This is a genomic window from Serratia myotis, assembly GCF_027474885.1.
In the GTDB taxonomy this organism is placed as follows: domain Bacteria; phylum Pseudomonadota; class Gammaproteobacteria; order Enterobacterales; family Enterobacteriaceae; genus Serratia; species Serratia proteamaculans.
Map to the genome: position 1 here is coordinate 1,696,295 of NZ_CP099707.1, position 15,197 is coordinate 1,711,491.

Genomic DNA, 15,197 nt, shown 5'->3' on the forward strand with positions numbered 1-15,197 from the left:
TTTAATTGTGGCGGGTGTTTTTTAGCACCCGATAAATTCATTTTTTATCAAGTTTTTCAATGACTTTAATTAAATTATTTGTCGATTTTTCCCATGAGAATCTCTTTGCATTTCTATAACCTTTCACAATTAATTCTTTTCGTAAGTCTATGTCATTTATGATTTTATTTATCGACCGACTTATATCTGCTATGTCATGTGGGTCGAAATAGAGTACACTTTCTGCCAATATTTCAGGCATTGATGTAGTATTTGATGATATGACAGGGCAGCCGCAAGATTGTGCTTCTAAGGGCGGTATTCCAAACCCTTCATAAAACGATGGAAAAATGAAAGCCATTGCATTTTGATAAAGCTTAACTAGCTCCTCATCACTAACCCTTCCTAAAAATTCTATATTTTCTGTATCACCTCCCATCCAAGAGCCTTGTTTCGAGAATGATTTTGCTGTTTGACCAATTATTTTTATTTTTATACCTTCACTTTTAGGTGATTTTTTTAATACTTCAAGGAACGCATTTATCATTCCATGATGGTTTTTATGATAATTATGAGAGGATACTGCAAGTAAATATGTTTGTGGGTTTGATATACATTTTGGTTTGAAGTTTTCACCAGCAGCGTTATATATTACTGATGTTTTTTTATCTGGATAGTTATAAGTCCTTGTTATTTCTTTTTTTGAGAAATGACTTACAGTGAGTAGGTGTTTGGATGTCTTAAGTATAAGTGGAATTATTATTTTGTAAAAAACAAGGAAGGACTTGGAGTAACTCTCTGGATATTTTAAATAAGTTATATCATGATGTGTGACTATTTTATTTGTATAAAACACTGGGCCTGTGCTACCTAGATTTATAAGCAGGGGGAAGCCATGCTTTGCCAAGTATAATGGAAGCTCCAATTGTTCCCATAGATGCCCGTTCCGCCAGCCTATCTGTTTTGCATTCAGTTCTTTAGCAATTGACTCTCGGATAACACCTGGTGGACAAAGAAATATTATATCATCTATCTTTTTATTTAACTGTAAGGATATCATTTCTGCAAATCTTTGTACACCTGTCATCTCTTGTGTAAGAAATCGAGCGTTAACATATATCATAAAGATCTCACATTGTATCTTGTAAATTTTAGGCAAGGTCTTTGCTGTGGATTTTTATATTTTTTGTTGTTTATTATATAAGGCACTTAGGTCCGCTTTTTGGTCTTTATGATATTTCATTCATGTGTTATAACTCTATATTTTTAAATCCAAATCATCGACATGAAATAATAGTATCGGATATTTGTCTTGGTAGAAATTTTCACGCATGTGCATTACTCTGCATATTTATTAGCCTGTTATTAATTTTGTTTGATGGTAATTATTGCTTGCATGGCGGACGATCGTATCCTTGATTCTTAGTTTAATTACGCATACATATCCCTATTATAGCGCTCCTTTACACTTTTCGCGCTTAGAAATTGATGCCTAATCTACTATCTGCACTCTTTTGTTGAAGAATGGATTTAATGTCTTTGATTTTTTTTTGTGTGTTTTTTCATGCTACTTTTTGTTTTTTTTTCGACATTTTTCTCTTTTGGGTTGACAGTTTTTTTTTTATGGACTTTTCTTACTCAGGCATGCTTCGCATGTTTTTGTTATTGAATGAGAACAGGATCTCACCTTGCGTGATGTTTTCGTTTGATTTTTAACTATTTAGTTAAACGTTTATCCTAAGGATACGATTATGGCTTCTCTAGTATACCAGAAGGAAGTTGCCTCAATACTCTATGCCGTATTGGGCAAAGAAACTTACACCGGTGTTGTTGCGTTTGATGATGCGGCTCTAAAAATAGGTAAAGGGCAGCTTACATTTCAATCATATATAGATAGTCTGCTTACATCCACTGCTGGTCAAGCTCTTTATGGTACTCAATCTGAAGTCCAGATTTTGCAATCTATCTATGAAAAGGTTTACGGTTCTTCACCAGCAACCAACGATTTACAGGAAATACTGAACAATACTTCATTGAATGATGCCATTTTTAATGCCATTGACTCTCTTCTTAATTATCAAGGTCTTGACTCCGGGACGTTACAAAATCAGTTAACTCTCGACTCGCATGTAGAGCCAATTATTTTTAAATCCTATGGTACGGCTGCATGGGACCAATGGTCATCAGCACTTGCGTCACAAGAACAAGTTGCATCAGTTTATCTCGCTGTTCCATATCGAGGTATCGATGCTTTGGGTTTGGACTCATGGACAAGTTATTTACTTCAACCTGGTAAATCGTTTGACCTATTGATAAAAAACTTACTTGGTTCTGTTGAGTTCCAGAGAAAAGGTGCTCAATTGACAGGCGAGGATTTTATTAAGCATGTTTATTTGGGTGTCTATGGTGAGCAGCCTACAGCGCAAGAAATAGCACTCTATAGTGGCTTGACTGATAAGATAGCGATTACATCGGCTATTATTAATAACTTGAGAAGTTCTACAGCTACTGATGCTGCCACCGTTACCCAGCAGCACGGATTTGAATTCGATATTGGTACCAGCTTGCTGTACAAGACTGCGGCTTCACTGAGTACCACCGCAGCTGGCGGTAATGCTACCGGAACAGTGAATACGGGCGGCTCACACCAGATCAGCAATGCTGAAACAGCAGTTCTGACCAATGTGCAGTTGAACGCCAACGCAGCTACTGTTGTTAACCTGAAGTTTGCCGATCATCTGGCAAACCTGACCATTAACGGCACCAGCGCAGCAACGGTAAACCTGTCGGACAACGGCGTGAACCCAGGTGTTGATGTTACCGTAAATAACGGTAACATTATCCTGAATGCCAGCTCAGGTGCTGATGATGTATTAGTGACCACGGCGGCGAACGTTGCAACGGCTACCGCTAAGTTTAACCTCGGCGAAGGTAATGACAGCCTGAAATGGTTGGGGAATGCTGTCGTTGGTGGTGCAAATACCGTTAGTGCCAACGTGCAGGCTAACGGGGGGAATGGCATTGATACCATCTCTGCCAACTTCATTACCAAAAACGTGGTGATGTCCGGTAACGCGATTATCCGCACTGCGACTATTACCAGTAACTCTGCCCAGTTCAGCAACTTTGAGAAAATTGATCTGGCTGGTTACATCGGTAAAGGGACAGTAAGTAGTGGCTCAACTGCCGCCAACCATACCTTTGACTTTGGTGTGTTAACTGGCAATGCGGTCTCTGAGTCCAGCACTACCGGCCTGACCAACAACGTCGTTCAGGCTGCAACGTCTAATATAGGCTCACAAGGTTTTGTGTTGTCTGGTTTGGCCGAGGCAGTGAAAGTTATTAATGCTGCCGGCGGTAACTCCGCGCAGTTGGAAGTGACCGGAAATGCGACGGCGGCAAGCAGCGTGGAAATTACTTTCCTGCAGAATGCCACTAATCACTTTAACGTCACTTTCGATGCCGTCAGTTCAACCGATGTGAATGCCGGCTCCCTGGCACTGAACAGCAGCAGCAGCGTATTGTTACCGACCGTGCTGAGCACGCTGAATATTGCATCTGGTGGTACCGGTAGTTTTGACAATATTTTGTCACTGACTGGCACAAACTCACAGGTGCAAAACATTGCTGTTACAGGCGATCACTTACTGGATCTGACTTTAGGCAGTGGTTTTAGCAATGTGCGAGATATTAACGCATCAGCTAATACTGGTGGCCTGGACCTGAACTCTAACCATGCCGGTACTGGTGACGGTATTATTGTCCAGTTGCTGAATATTCTGCCATTGAGTGCGATAACAACCGCGTTGTTGGCACCAGTACTGACCACTTTGGGTCTGAACGGTTACCAATTGACAGTCGAAGGTAGCAGCGCTGCAGATAGCTTCAATGTTCTGGGTAACACCACGTTGGCCGGTGGCAACGGTGTGAACACCTATGAGTTGAAGTCCAGTAACACTCAGGCTGGTGTTACCATCACTGATTTTGACAGTACCAAAGATAAAATTGTTGACGCAGCTTCTGCTTTGACCATCTCTGGTGATGCCGCCGGTACTGCGGTGGCAGATTACGGCACCCGTGCTTCTGACACTCTGGATGCTCTGCTGGGGACTTTGGTGGGCGGCCTGACCAATGGTGTTGTCGGCTTGTTGGGCGGTATTCTTGGTCTGGGTAGCAGTAACGCGTTGACTGCAAAAGTCGGCGTGGCCTCTGTGGTGTTCGGTGGATCAGGTGATAATGCCAGCTCTTATGTGATTATTGATAACAACAATAACCACACATTGGATATCGCCGACAGTGTAGTTTACCTGACTGGCCAAAATCATCAGCAACTGTTGGATACTCTGCATTACGCGTGAGTGTAAGCTTTACTGCGAAATAGTTTCTATTGAAACTGTTAGCTGCTAAATAATACGGGGAGGTTAACCTCCCCGTATTTTATTTTGTGATCGGTGTCATCATCTTTAACTTATTCTTTCTCTCAATAATCCCCTTGTATTTTTCATGTCTTTCATCCTTTTGTTTTCCCTGATTTTGATGGAGTTGAGTCCCCGAGTTTTTTTTGGGTTCCGCCTTGCTGGTTTGTACTTTCTCTACCTATAGTTAAAAAAAAGTATCTGCAGTCTCGAGCATGTTTGAGGGGGCTTCTTTAGGATTTTCTTTATTTCTATTTTTTTTAGGATTTTCCTTAGAAGAAATCAATGCGGATTGGACTGACAGTGCACATGATGTAAGGGCAGAAAGTGAATCAATTTATACCGCGTAATGAAATTGCGGATGTTATACGGACACGCAGTAAAATTTTCTGGACCGTTGGCATATTCACCGCATTTATCAATTTATTAATGTTAGTTCCATCTGTCTATATGTTGCAGGTCTACGACAGGGTGCTTCCTTCACGTAATGAAATAACCTTGCTGATGTTAACGCTGATTATGCTCGGAATGTTCGGCATGATGGCGTTGCTGGAGTACGTCCGTAGCATGGTTGTTATCCGCATCGGCAGTCAGTTGGATATGCGTTTGAATACGCGTGTTTACACTGCCGCCTATGAATCCAATCTAAAAAATGGTTCCTCCGATGCGGGCCAGATGCTGGGTGATTTGACCACCGTACGGCAGTTCCTGACCGGTAGCGCATTGTTTGCATTCTTCGATGCACCCTGGTTCCCGATCTACCTGCTGGTGATTTTCCTGTTTAACCCATGGTTAGGGTTGTTCGCCCTGGTAGGGTCACTACTGCTGGTTGCGTTGGCCGTGGTCAACGAAATGGTTTCCAAGAAACCTCTGGGCGAGGCGAGCAAGCTATCGATCATGTCCAGCAGTCTGGCGAGTACAAATTTGCGTAATGCTGAAGTGATCGAAGCGTTGGGCATGTTACCTAATCTAAAACGACGTTGGTTTGGCTTACATCAGAGATTTCTGAATAGCCAACGCGTGGCCAGCGAGCGTGCTACTACCGTTAGTTCAATCACCAAATTCGTACGTCTTTCACTGCAGTCGTTGGTTCTGGGGCTCGGCGGTTGGCTGGCGATTGATGGCCATATCACCCCCGGCATGATGATTGCCGGCTCAATTCTGATGGGGCGTACGCTGGCACCTATCGAGCAGGTGATTAACGTCTGGAAGAGCTGGAGCTCTGCCAAACTCTCCTATCAACGCCTGGTGAAATTACTGGATAAACATCCACCTCGCGGTATGGGCATGTCTTTACCTCGCCCTGAAGGTGTCATTTCTGTCGAGGGTGTGACGGCCACGCCACCAGGCTCCAAAGGTGATGCGGTATTGCATAATGTCAGCTTCGCGATCCAGCCAGGAGACGTGCTGGGGATTATTGGGCCAAGTGCTTCCGGTAAATCCACGTTGGCGCGTTTGTTGGTGGGTATCTGGCCGGTCAGTGAAGGTATTGTGCGGCTTGATAACGCCGATATTTACCAATGGAACAAAGATGAACTGGGGCCTTACATTGGCTATTTGCCGCAGGATATCGAACTGTTCGCCGGCACCATCGCCGAGAATATCGCTCGTTTCAACGATATTGATTCAGAGAAAGTGATTGAAGCCGCCAAATTGGCCGGTGTCCATGAGCTGATCCTGCGATTCCCTAATGGTTATGATTCGATCATTGGCAACGGCGGGGCGGGTTTGTCTGGTGGGCAAAAACAACGTATTGGCCTGGCACGAGCGTTGTATGGTGATCCTTCCCTGATCGTATTAGATGAACCCAACTCCAATCTGGATGATGCCGGTGAAAAAGCGCTGAATCAGGCGATTCTGTTCCTTAAACAGCGAAATAAAACGGTGATCCTGATTACCCATCGAACCAACCTGTTGTCGATGACCACCAAGCTGCTGCTGTTGGTGAACGGTACCGTCAATGCGTTTGGCCCAACGCAGCAGGTGCTGCAGGCGCTGGCAAATGCGCAGCAGAAGGCGCAAACCCCACAGCAAGCGGTACGTGCGGTCAACTCTGAGCCGGACGAAGGCAATATCCCAAAAACTCAAATTAATTAAGCTGTGAACTTGCCAGGCGACGTCAAAACGTCGCCTGCAGTCAAAGGAGTTGGTATGTCTACGCACATTGGCGAGCCGCAAGACTCGTATTCAGAACAGATCCCACAGGATGAGCGGCGTTTTACCCGCATGGGGTGGTTAGTGGTTGGGATTGGCCTGTTTGGCTTCTTCGCCTGGGCCGCATTTGCGCCTTTGGATAAAGGGGTCGCGGCACCAGGTTCGGTTACCGTTTCTGGCAACCGTAAAACCGTACAGGCACCGGCTAGCGGCATCATAAAAAGTATTACGGTTAAAGAAGGCGACAAAGTTAAAGCGGGTGAGGTGCTGGTGCAACTGAGTCAGGTGCAAGCCCAGGCTCAGGTTGACTCGCTTCGCGACCAATATTACACCACGCTGGCCAGCGAAGGCCGTTTACTGGCTGAGCGTGATGGATTAGGTAAAGTCACTTTTTCTCCTGTTTTTCAAACCATCCAGGCTCAGCCGCGGGTGGCTGAAATCATCGCTTTGCAAACACAGTTATTCTCTTCACGTCGCCAGGGATTACAAAGCGAAGTTGACGGTTATAAACAGTCAATGGACGGCATGCGATTCCAGCTAAAAGGCTTGCAGGACTCAAGGGTCAACAAGCAAATCCAGCTTTCAAGCCTGCGCGAACAGATGAACAGCATGAAGCAACTGGCGGCTGACGGTTATTTACCGCGTAACCGCTATCTGGAAGTGCAGCGTCAGTTTGCGGAAGTGAACAGCAGCATCGATGAAACCGTCGGCCGAATTGGTCAGGTACAAAAACAGTTACTGGAGTCTCAGCAACGGATCGACCAACGCTTTGCCGACTATCAGCGTGAAGTCAGGACCCAATTGGCACAGACTCAGATGGATGCCAGCGAGTTTAGAAACAAGTTGGAAATGGCGAACTTTGACCTCGGTAACACCGCCATCACTTCGCCGGTGGATGGCACAGTCGTAGGACTGAATATCTTTACTCAGGGGGGCGTCGTGGGAGCGGGTGACCACCTGATGGACGTTGTACCCAGCCAGGCTACGTTGGTGGTGGATTCACGCCTTAAGGTAGAGCTGATTGATAAAGTGTACGACGGGTTGCCGGTGGATTTGATGTTTACCGCCTTCAACCAAAACAAGACCCCGAAAATACCGGGGACGGTGACGTTGGTTTCTGCCGACCGCTTGGTTGACAAGGCTAATGGCGAACCCTACTACCAAATGCAGGTCACGGTTTCTCCTGAGGGCATGAAATTGCTCAGTGGCGAAGACATCAAACCGGGTATGCCTGTTGAGGTGTTTGTGAAGACCGGCTCGCGCTCACTGTTGAGTTATCTGTTTAAACCTATTTTGGATCGCGCTCATACTTCATTAACCGAGGAATAATTTTGATTCAATTTAAACGACAGGTTGCTGGCCTTGCTATCAGTACCCTCTTGTTTGCGATAGCTGCGCCGGTTCATTCGATAGGGATTATAGACGCATATTCGCTGGCACTTGAAAAAGATCCGACCTTCCGGGCGGCTATAAAAGAGAAAGAGGCGGGAGATGAAAACGAGAACATCGGCAGGGCGGGGCTGCTGCCGAAGGTATCGCTCAATTACCAGAACTCGCCAAGAAACTGGCAAACGCAAAAGTATCCGCAAAGCGATTTCTTTGGCAACGTGACCGAAACCACCAAGCGGCAGCAGTATCGCAGCTATTCCAGCTCGGTAACGCTGACACAACCGCTGTTCGATTATGAGGCTTATGCACGCTACAAGGCCGGCGTAGCGCAGACGTTGATGTCGGATGAGCGTTACCGCAGTAAGTATCTCGATCTGGCCGTGAGGGTGATCTCCGCCTATGTTGAGGTGGCGTACTCCAAAGACCAGATCGCATTGGCTTCGGCACAAAAGGCGGCTTATAAAGAGCAGCTGTCGCTGAACGATCGTTTAATGAGTGCGGGGGAAGGCACCATTACCGACGTTTCTGAGACTCAGGCGCGTTACAGCCTGGCAGAGGCGCAGGAGATTGAGGCGCGTGATGCGTTGGATGCGGCTCAGCGTGAGCTCGAGGTCATTATTGGTATACCACTCAATCAACTGGATGACGTACAGCTGTTGCGTCCTGGTAAATTCCAGGTGGCGCCGTTGATCCCTTCCAAATTTGAAGAGTGGCAAAAAATTGCTATCGAGAATAATCCGATGTTGGCAGCTTCACGCCACGGCGTTGATGCGGCGAAATATGAAGTGGAGAGAAACCGTGCCGGCTTTATGCCTCAGGTACAGCTCTATGCTTCGCACTCGGAGAATGATTCGAGCAGCGATAACACGGTTAACCAAAAGTATCGTACTGACAGCATTGGTGTGCAGGTAAGCGTGCCGATCTACGCTGGCGGTGGCGTTTCGGCATCGACTCGCCAGGCGGCGTCACGATATGGGCAGGCGATGTATGAAATGGATGCACAGGTCGGCACCACGCTGAACGATCTGCGCAAGCAGTATAACCTTTGTATCAGCAGTCGCGCCAAGCTGGCCGCGTACGAACTGGCCGTGAAGTCGGCGACAACTCAGGTAACGGCAACCCGGCAAAGTGTGCTGGCGGGGCAGCGTGTCAACGTGGATGTGCTGAATGCCGAACAACAGTTGTACAGTGCTCAACGTGACCTGGCGTCGGCCAAATACACCTACATAAAATCCTGGATCACACTGCTGAGTGACTCAGGCACGCTTGATGAAAGTGATGTAAAACGGGTGGCTCAGTATTTTTCCATGAAGCGTTGAACAATAATGCGACAAATAGTCATTTCACTCTAAGTATTAATCTGAAAGAGCAGTGCGAAGCTGCTCTTTTTTGCATGAATACGCTATGTTAGCAGAGAATAGCGCATTCTGTTTGGCTACCCGATAAGCTTCATTTTCGGCGTACCTGATTCGCAATTTATATTTGAGCGCTTGGTAGCTTTCGAATTTTGCAGCTTTTTGTGTGATCTTATGTGTTTTTTGTAACTTTTGTTGATGTGGGTAAGTTGGCGGTAAGCTGCACTTTCATATGATAAATACAACTGAGTAAAGGGTTAATGAATGTCAAAACTAATTCCTGTGGTAATGGCCGGTGGCACTGGTAGCCGATTGTGGCCACTGTCGCGTGAATCGTTCCCTAAGCAATTCTTATCTATTGATGGCAGCGGATTTAGCCTGCTGCAACAAACTTTGCAACGTTTGTCAGGATTGGATGGCGTAGAAGTCGCGGCACCTTTGGTTATCTGCAATGAAAATCATCGTTTCTTGGTTGCAGAACAACTACGTGAAATTGATCAGCTTGCGACCAATATTATTTTAGAACCTGTCGGGCGTAACACTGCTCCTGCTGTAGCGTTGGCCGCACATCTAGCTGCAGAGGAAGATGAAGACAGTATACTGCTGGTGTTGGCTGCCGATCATTTGATTAAAAAAGTGGATAATTTCCACTCGGCAATAAAAACAGCTATCCAGCATGCCACACAAAACAACTTGGTGACTTTCGGTATTATTCCTGGGCATCCGGAAACGGGGTACGGTTATATCAAGCGTGGTAGGGAGCTCTCTAACGCGTGTTTCAAAGTTGATGCTTTTGTGGAGAAACCTTGTCTGGATAAGGCTGTTGAATATCTGGCGAGTGGTGAGTTTAGCTGGAACAGTGGCTTGTTTATGTTTAAAACAGCCAAATTCTTGAACGAGTTACAACAGTTTAGCCCAGAGATCTTCATAACAACGCAGCAGTCAGTGGCTGAAAGCCAGCGTGATATGAATTTCATCCGTGTTGATCAAGAAATATTCAAGCACTGCCCAAGTGATTCTATTGACTATGCGGTGATGGAAAAAACTAATGATGCGGTAGTGATCCCCATTGATGCCGGTTGGAGCGATGTGGGTTCGTGGTCATCACTGTGGGAAGTCTCCGAAAAAGATGCTTTAGGGAATGTGAACGTTGGTGAGATTATTTCGATTGATTCAAACAATAATTATATCTCATCGGATACCGCGTTAGTTGCTACTATCGGTTTGGACGATCTGATAGTAATTAATACCAACGATGCGTTGTTGATTTCAACAAAGGATAGAGTGCAGGACGTTAAGAAAGTGGTTGAAGAGCTAAAAAAACGCAATCTTCATCACTTTCGCCAACATTCTTCCTCCTATCGTCCGTGGGGAAAAATATGTGATATCGATAAGGGCGAACACTTCCAGGTAAAAAAAATCATTGTTCGTCCTGGCGAAGGGTTATCGGTTCAGCGCCATCTTCATCGTGCAGAACATTGGGTGGTGGTCACCGGTACGGCCAAAGTCAATGTGGAAGATAAAGTGTTTTTCTTATCAGAAAACCAATCTACATTCATTCCTGCAGGCAGTGTGCATACGCTGGAAAATCCAGGGAAAATCGATCTTGAAATTATTGAGGTTAGATCTGGTTTTTACCTGGGAGAAGATGATATTGAGCGTTTACACGATCGGTACGGCAGAGTTTAATTAAAGGGTTTGGTGATGGAAAAGTTAACGTGTTTTAAAGCTTATGATGTCCGCGGTAAATTAGGTGAAGAGCTGAATGATGATATTGCCTACCGCATTGGCCGCGCTTATGGCGAGTTTCTGAAGCCAAAGACTGTAGTGTTGGGTAGCGATGCGCGCCTAACCAGCGAGGGCTTGAAGTTGTCCCTGGCAAAAGGCTTACAGGATGCCGGTAGCGACGTGATTGACATTGGCATGACTGGGACCGAAGAAGTCTATTTCGCCACTTCACATCTGAAAGCAGATGGTGGCGTAGAAGTGACGGCCAGCCATAACCCGATCGACTACAACGGAATGAAGTTGGTGCGTGAAGGTTCGCGCCCTATAAGTGGAGATACAGGGTTACGGGCTATTCAGGAACTGGCAGAGAAAAACCAGTTCCCGGCGGTTGCCGTTACACGCGGAAGCTATGTTCGTCAGGATGTGTTAGCTGATTATGTTCAACATGTACTGTCCTATGTAGAGATGGAAAACTTTAAGCCACTGAAGTTGGTTATCAACTCTGGTAATGGCGCTGCTGGACATGTAATCGATGCCATTGAAGCGTCCCTTAAAGCTTTGAACGTTCCATTGGAGTTTATCAAAGTACATCATCAACCGGATGGCATGTTCCCGAATGGCATCCCTAACCCGCTATTACCAGAATGTCGTGCAGATACCGCCAATGCAGTGCGTAAACATGGTGCGGATATGGGGATTGCATTCGATGGCGATTTTGATCGCTGCTTCCTGTTTGACGAAAAAGGCGACTTTATTGAGGGATATTATATCGTCGGCTTGCTAGCAGAGGCTTTCCTGCAAAAACAGCCGGGCGCAAAAATTATTCATGATCCTCGTCTGAGCTGGAACACCATCGATGTGGTGAGTGAAGCTGGAGGGATTCCGGTTATGTCGAAGACTGGACATGCCTTTATTAAGGAACGGATGCGTTCTGAAGATGCTATTTATGGCGGAGAAATGAGTGCTCACCATTATTTCCGTGATTTCGCCTATTGCGATAGTGGCATGATTCCGTGGCTACTTGTGGCTGAATTGGTGTGTGTTAAGGGGCATACCTTGGGACAACTGGTGCAGGATCGCATTGCAGCTTACCCATCTTCCGGGGAAATTAATATTAAGTTATTACGTCCTGAGTCTTCAATTGAAAGTGTAAAACAGCACTATATCTCACAGAATTGTGAGGTTGACTTTACTGATGGCATAAGCATCGAGTTCCCAGAGTGGCGTTTTAATCTTCGATCTTCAAACACTGAGCCTGTTGTTAGACTTAATGTGGAGTCTAGAAACAATAAAGCTATGATGGAAGAAAAAGTTAAGGAAATTCTTAATTTATTGAATTTATAATATAAAATGTGCGTCCTGTATTTTATAGGTAAAATAAAAAAGTGTGACGCACCTTTTTAATAAGAGTGGTTTTTATGAAAATACAACATCAGCGAGCGCATTCCAAAGCAAATGCATCAATAATCTCTATGGTGCAGCGTTTTTCTGATATTTTTATTATTTTCTTGGGCGGGTTCATCACAAGTAAAATAAATGGGCATAGCTTCAATTATGAACATGTATTAGTGGCGCTCATAGCTCTGGTCGTATTTCAAATGATTGGTGGTATAACTGACTTTTATCGTTCTTGGCGCGGCGGTAAATTCTCTACAGAGTTGAGGTTGATACTCAAAAATTGGACGTTAAGTCTGATCGTTACTGCTGGAATAACTTCGTTTATGCCTAACTCTAACTTCACATTTGAAGTTTTTTTGTATTGGTATTTCGCTGTTTGTATTGGTTTTACATTTTGTCGTTCGTCAATTCGATTTTTGGCCGGTTTAGTGCGTAATTATGGGTATAATACACGAAAGGTTGCTGTGGCCGGTTCAATGCCTGTTGGTATTAAATTATTAAAGAGTTTTCAGGATGACCCGTGGCTGGGTTTTGTCGTTGAGGGAATTTATGATGATGTTCCGAGCTATAATGATAGTGCGATAAAGTATTCTGGAAATCTAGATAAGTTGATCGATGATGCTCGACAGGGGCGCTTAGATTACGTATATATAGCAATGAAAATGAGTGAGGAATATAAATTTAAAAAAATCCTCAGTCAATTAACTGATACCACTTGCTCTGTCATGTTCATTCCTGATGTTTTTACTTTTAATATACTGCAGTCAAGGTCTGAAGAAGTTAATGGCGTGCCAGTTGTTCCTCTATTTGATACTCCTTTGAATGGTGTTAATAAAATTTTCAAGAGAGTTGAAGATATTTTACTATCTATCATGATACTGATTTTTATATCCCCTGTGTTATTATTAATTGCCGGTATCGTTAAGTTTTCTTCTGATGGTCCAGTCATTTTTCGACAAACACGGTATGGTATGGATGGGAAACCTATAATGGTGTGGAAGTTTCGCTCAATGACTGTTATGGAAAATGATGGTGTTGTTACACAAGCGAAAAAAGGTGATATGAGGGTGACAAAGGTTGGCGCTTTTTTACGCCGAACTTCTTTGGATGAGTTGCCGCAGTTTTTCAATGTTCTGCTTGGTGGCATGTCAATTGTCGGGCCTAGACCACATGCCGTGGCTCATAATGAGCAATATAGAAGCCTTATTGAAGGTTATATGCTTAGACATAAAGTTAAGCCAGGGATCACCGGATGGGCACAGATTAACGGCTGGCGTGGAGAAACAGATACATTGGATAAAATGCAAAAACGTGTCGAGTATGATCTTGAGTATATCCGGGATTGGAGTATTTGGCTTGATATTAAAATAATATTCCTAACTGTTTTTAAAGGTTTTATAAACAAATCCGCATATTAAAAATAATCAGATTTTGCTATTTTTTTGTATGTTTATTGGTGACTGTATAAGCAGTCGCCATTCTACCTGGGGTAAGTGTCTTAGCCATTACGTTATTTGCATAGATAATTACTTCCCCCATTTCCCCGTTTTACTTAGACTTTATAGAGTTAAGGAGGCGGTATTAGCTTAATTCTTATTTTCATTTGGGCTCAGTCAGTTACTATGGTTTCTTTCTAAGATTTGCAGCTCAGGTGCACATTACATAAGGATCTTACATGACCATTTTAGTCACCGGCGGAGCCGGTTACATCGGTTCTCATAGCGTTCTGGCTTTGCTGGAACGTGGTGAGGATGTGGTGGTATTGGATAACCTGTCGAACTCTTCGGAAGAGTCCTTGCACCGTGTAGAAAAGTTGACGGGAAAAGCGGCTGCGTTTTACCAGGGGGATATTCAGGATAATGAATGCCTGAAGCGCATTTTTGAAGCTCATTCGATAGATTCGGTTATCCATTTTGCCGGTCTGAAAGCGGTGGGCGAATCAACTCGCAAGCCACTTGAGTACTATCAAAACAATGTTGCCGGGACGCTGGTGTTACTGGATGAAATGCGCCGTGCAGGTGTTTACCAATTTATCTTTAGCTCTTCCGCTACTGTTTATGGTGCTAACTCTCCTGTTCCCTATGTGGAAACTACACCTATTGGTGGAACTACCAGCCCATATGGGACTTCAAAGTTGATGGTGGAGCAGGTTTTGCAGGACTTTGCCAAGGCTGAGCCTCAGTTTTCCATCATTGCCCTGCGTTACTTCAATCCTGTAGGTGCTCATGAGTCTGGATTAATTGGTGAAGATCCAAATGGGATCCCGAACAATCTGTTGCCCTATATCTCTCAGGTAGCGATTGGCAAACTGGATAAGCTGGGCATTTTCGGCGGCGATTATCCTACGGACGACGGTACGGGGGTGCGTGATTATATTCATGTTATGGATCTTGCTGAAGGGCATCTGAAAGCAATGGATCATCTGAATCAGATTCAAGGTTTTAAAGCTTACAATCTTGGGGCTGGCATAGGTTACTCCGTATTAGCTATGGTTCAGGCTTTTGAAAGAGCATCGGGTGTTCCCATACCTTATCAGATTCTTCCACGTCGTGATGGCGATCTGCCTGCTTTCTGGTCCGATGCTAAATTGGCTAAGAAAGAGCTGGGTTGGGAGGTGAGCAGGGGCATCGATGAAATGATGCGTGATACCTGGAATTGGCAAAAAAATAACCCGCAGGGCTATCAACGCTGATTGAAGAAACGGGTCTGTACTACGGCGGATAAGTCCGAGGTTTAACGGGTAATTAGTAAATTTTATCGTATGAAATGTAACCACACA

The 15,197-nt window shown here is 44.8% G+C and carries 9 protein-coding genes; 8 read left to right on the forward strand and 1 reads right to left on the reverse strand.

Translation table 11 applies throughout. The annotated features are described in order from the left end of the window. Positions 1 to 37 precede the first annotated feature (37 nt). A complete protein-coding gene (locus NHG65_RS07990) occupies positions 38 to 1,066 on the reverse strand; it encodes a glycosyltransferase family 4 protein (RefSeq protein ID WP_337249667.1) in 1,029 nt (342 codons plus the stop codon). Between the two features lie 664 nt (positions 1,067 to 1,730). Between NHG65_RS07990 and NHG65_RS07995 the strand changes: the two genes are divergently transcribed. From NHG65_RS07995 to galE, 8 genes are all read left to right on the forward strand, one after another. Then, positions 1,731 to 4,337: a beta strand repeat-containing protein gene (locus NHG65_RS07995; RefSeq protein WP_207975694.1), complete on the forward strand. Its 2,607-nt coding sequence runs from the start codon at positions 1,731 to 1,733 to the stop codon at positions 4,335 to 4,337. Between the two features lie 384 nt (positions 4,338 to 4,721). Further along, positions 4,722 to 6,491 (forward strand): type I secretion system permease/ATPase, encoded by a 1,770-nt coding sequence (locus tag NHG65_RS08000; protein ID WP_207975692.1) that lies wholly within the window; start codon positions 4,722 to 4,724, stop codon positions 6,489 to 6,491. A 54-nt stretch (positions 6,492 to 6,545) separates the two neighbouring features. Further along, complete coding sequence (locus tag NHG65_RS08005; RefSeq protein WP_207975690.1) at positions 6,546 to 7,877, forward strand: HlyD family type I secretion periplasmic adaptor subunit; 1,332 nt, start codon at positions 6,546 to 6,548, stop codon at positions 7,875 to 7,877. A gap of 2 nt (positions 7,878 to 7,879) precedes the next feature. Beyond that, positions 7,880 to 9,256 carry a TolC family outer membrane protein gene (locus NHG65_RS08010; protein ID WP_207975687.1) on the forward strand — a complete coding sequence of 459 codons (1,377 nt, stop codon included), beginning with the start codon at positions 7,880 to 7,882 and terminating at the stop codon, positions 9,254 to 9,256. Between the two features lie 300 nt (positions 9,257 to 9,556). Continuing rightward, positions 9,557 to 10,981 (forward strand): mannose-1-phosphate guanylyltransferase/mannose-6-phosphate isomerase, encoded by a 1,425-nt coding sequence (locus tag NHG65_RS08015; protein WP_207975685.1) that lies wholly within the window; start codon positions 9,557 to 9,559, stop codon positions 10,979 to 10,981. Between the two features lie 15 nt (positions 10,982 to 10,996). Further along, a complete protein-coding gene (gene cpsG / locus NHG65_RS08020; protein WP_207975683.1) occupies positions 10,997 to 12,364 on the forward strand; it encodes a phosphomannomutase CpsG in 1,368 nt (455 codons plus the stop codon). 74 nt (positions 12,365 to 12,438) lie between these two features. Continuing rightward, a complete protein-coding gene (gene wcaJ, locus NHG65_RS08025; RefSeq protein ID WP_207975681.1) occupies positions 12,439 to 13,836 on the forward strand; it encodes an undecaprenyl-phosphate glucose phosphotransferase in 1,398 nt (465 codons plus the stop codon). 257 nt (positions 13,837 to 14,093) lie between these two features. After that, the gene (galE, locus tag NHG65_RS08030) at positions 14,094 to 15,110 is read left to right on the forward strand and encodes a UDP-glucose 4-epimerase GalE (RefSeq protein ID WP_207975679.1); all 1,017 of its coding nucleotides are present in this window, start codon (positions 14,094 to 14,096) and stop codon (positions 15,108 to 15,110) included. The last annotated feature ends 87 nt before the right edge of the window (positions 15,111 to 15,197 follow it).

Excerpts from the sequence above, each read along its gene's own strand:
- NHG65_RS08005 (WP_207975690.1), top strand. The coding sequence starts at position 6,546 with ATGTCTACGCACATTGGCGAGCCGCAAGACTCGTATTCAGAACAGATC.
- NHG65_RS08015 (WP_207975685.1), top strand. The coding sequence starts at position 9,557 with ATGTCAAAACTAATTCCTGTGGTAATGGCCGGTGGCACTGGTAGCCGA.
- NHG65_RS07990 (WP_337249667.1), bottom strand. The coding sequence starts at position 1,066 with ATGACAGGTGTACAAAGATTTGCAGAAATGATATCCTTACAGTTAAAT.
- NHG65_RS07995 (WP_207975694.1), top strand. The coding sequence starts at position 1,731 with ATGGCTTCTCTAGTATACCAGAAGGAAGTTGCCTCAATACTCTATGCC.
- wcaJ (WP_207975681.1), top strand. The coding sequence starts at position 12,439 with ATGAAAATACAACATCAGCGAGCGCATTCCAAAGCAAATGCATCAATA.
- cpsG (WP_207975683.1), top strand. The coding sequence starts at position 10,997 with ATGGAAAAGTTAACGTGTTTTAAAGCTTATGATGTCCGCGGTAAATTA.
- galE (WP_207975679.1), top strand. The coding sequence starts at position 14,094 with ATGACCATTTTAGTCACCGGCGGAGCCGGTTACATCGGTTCTCATAGC.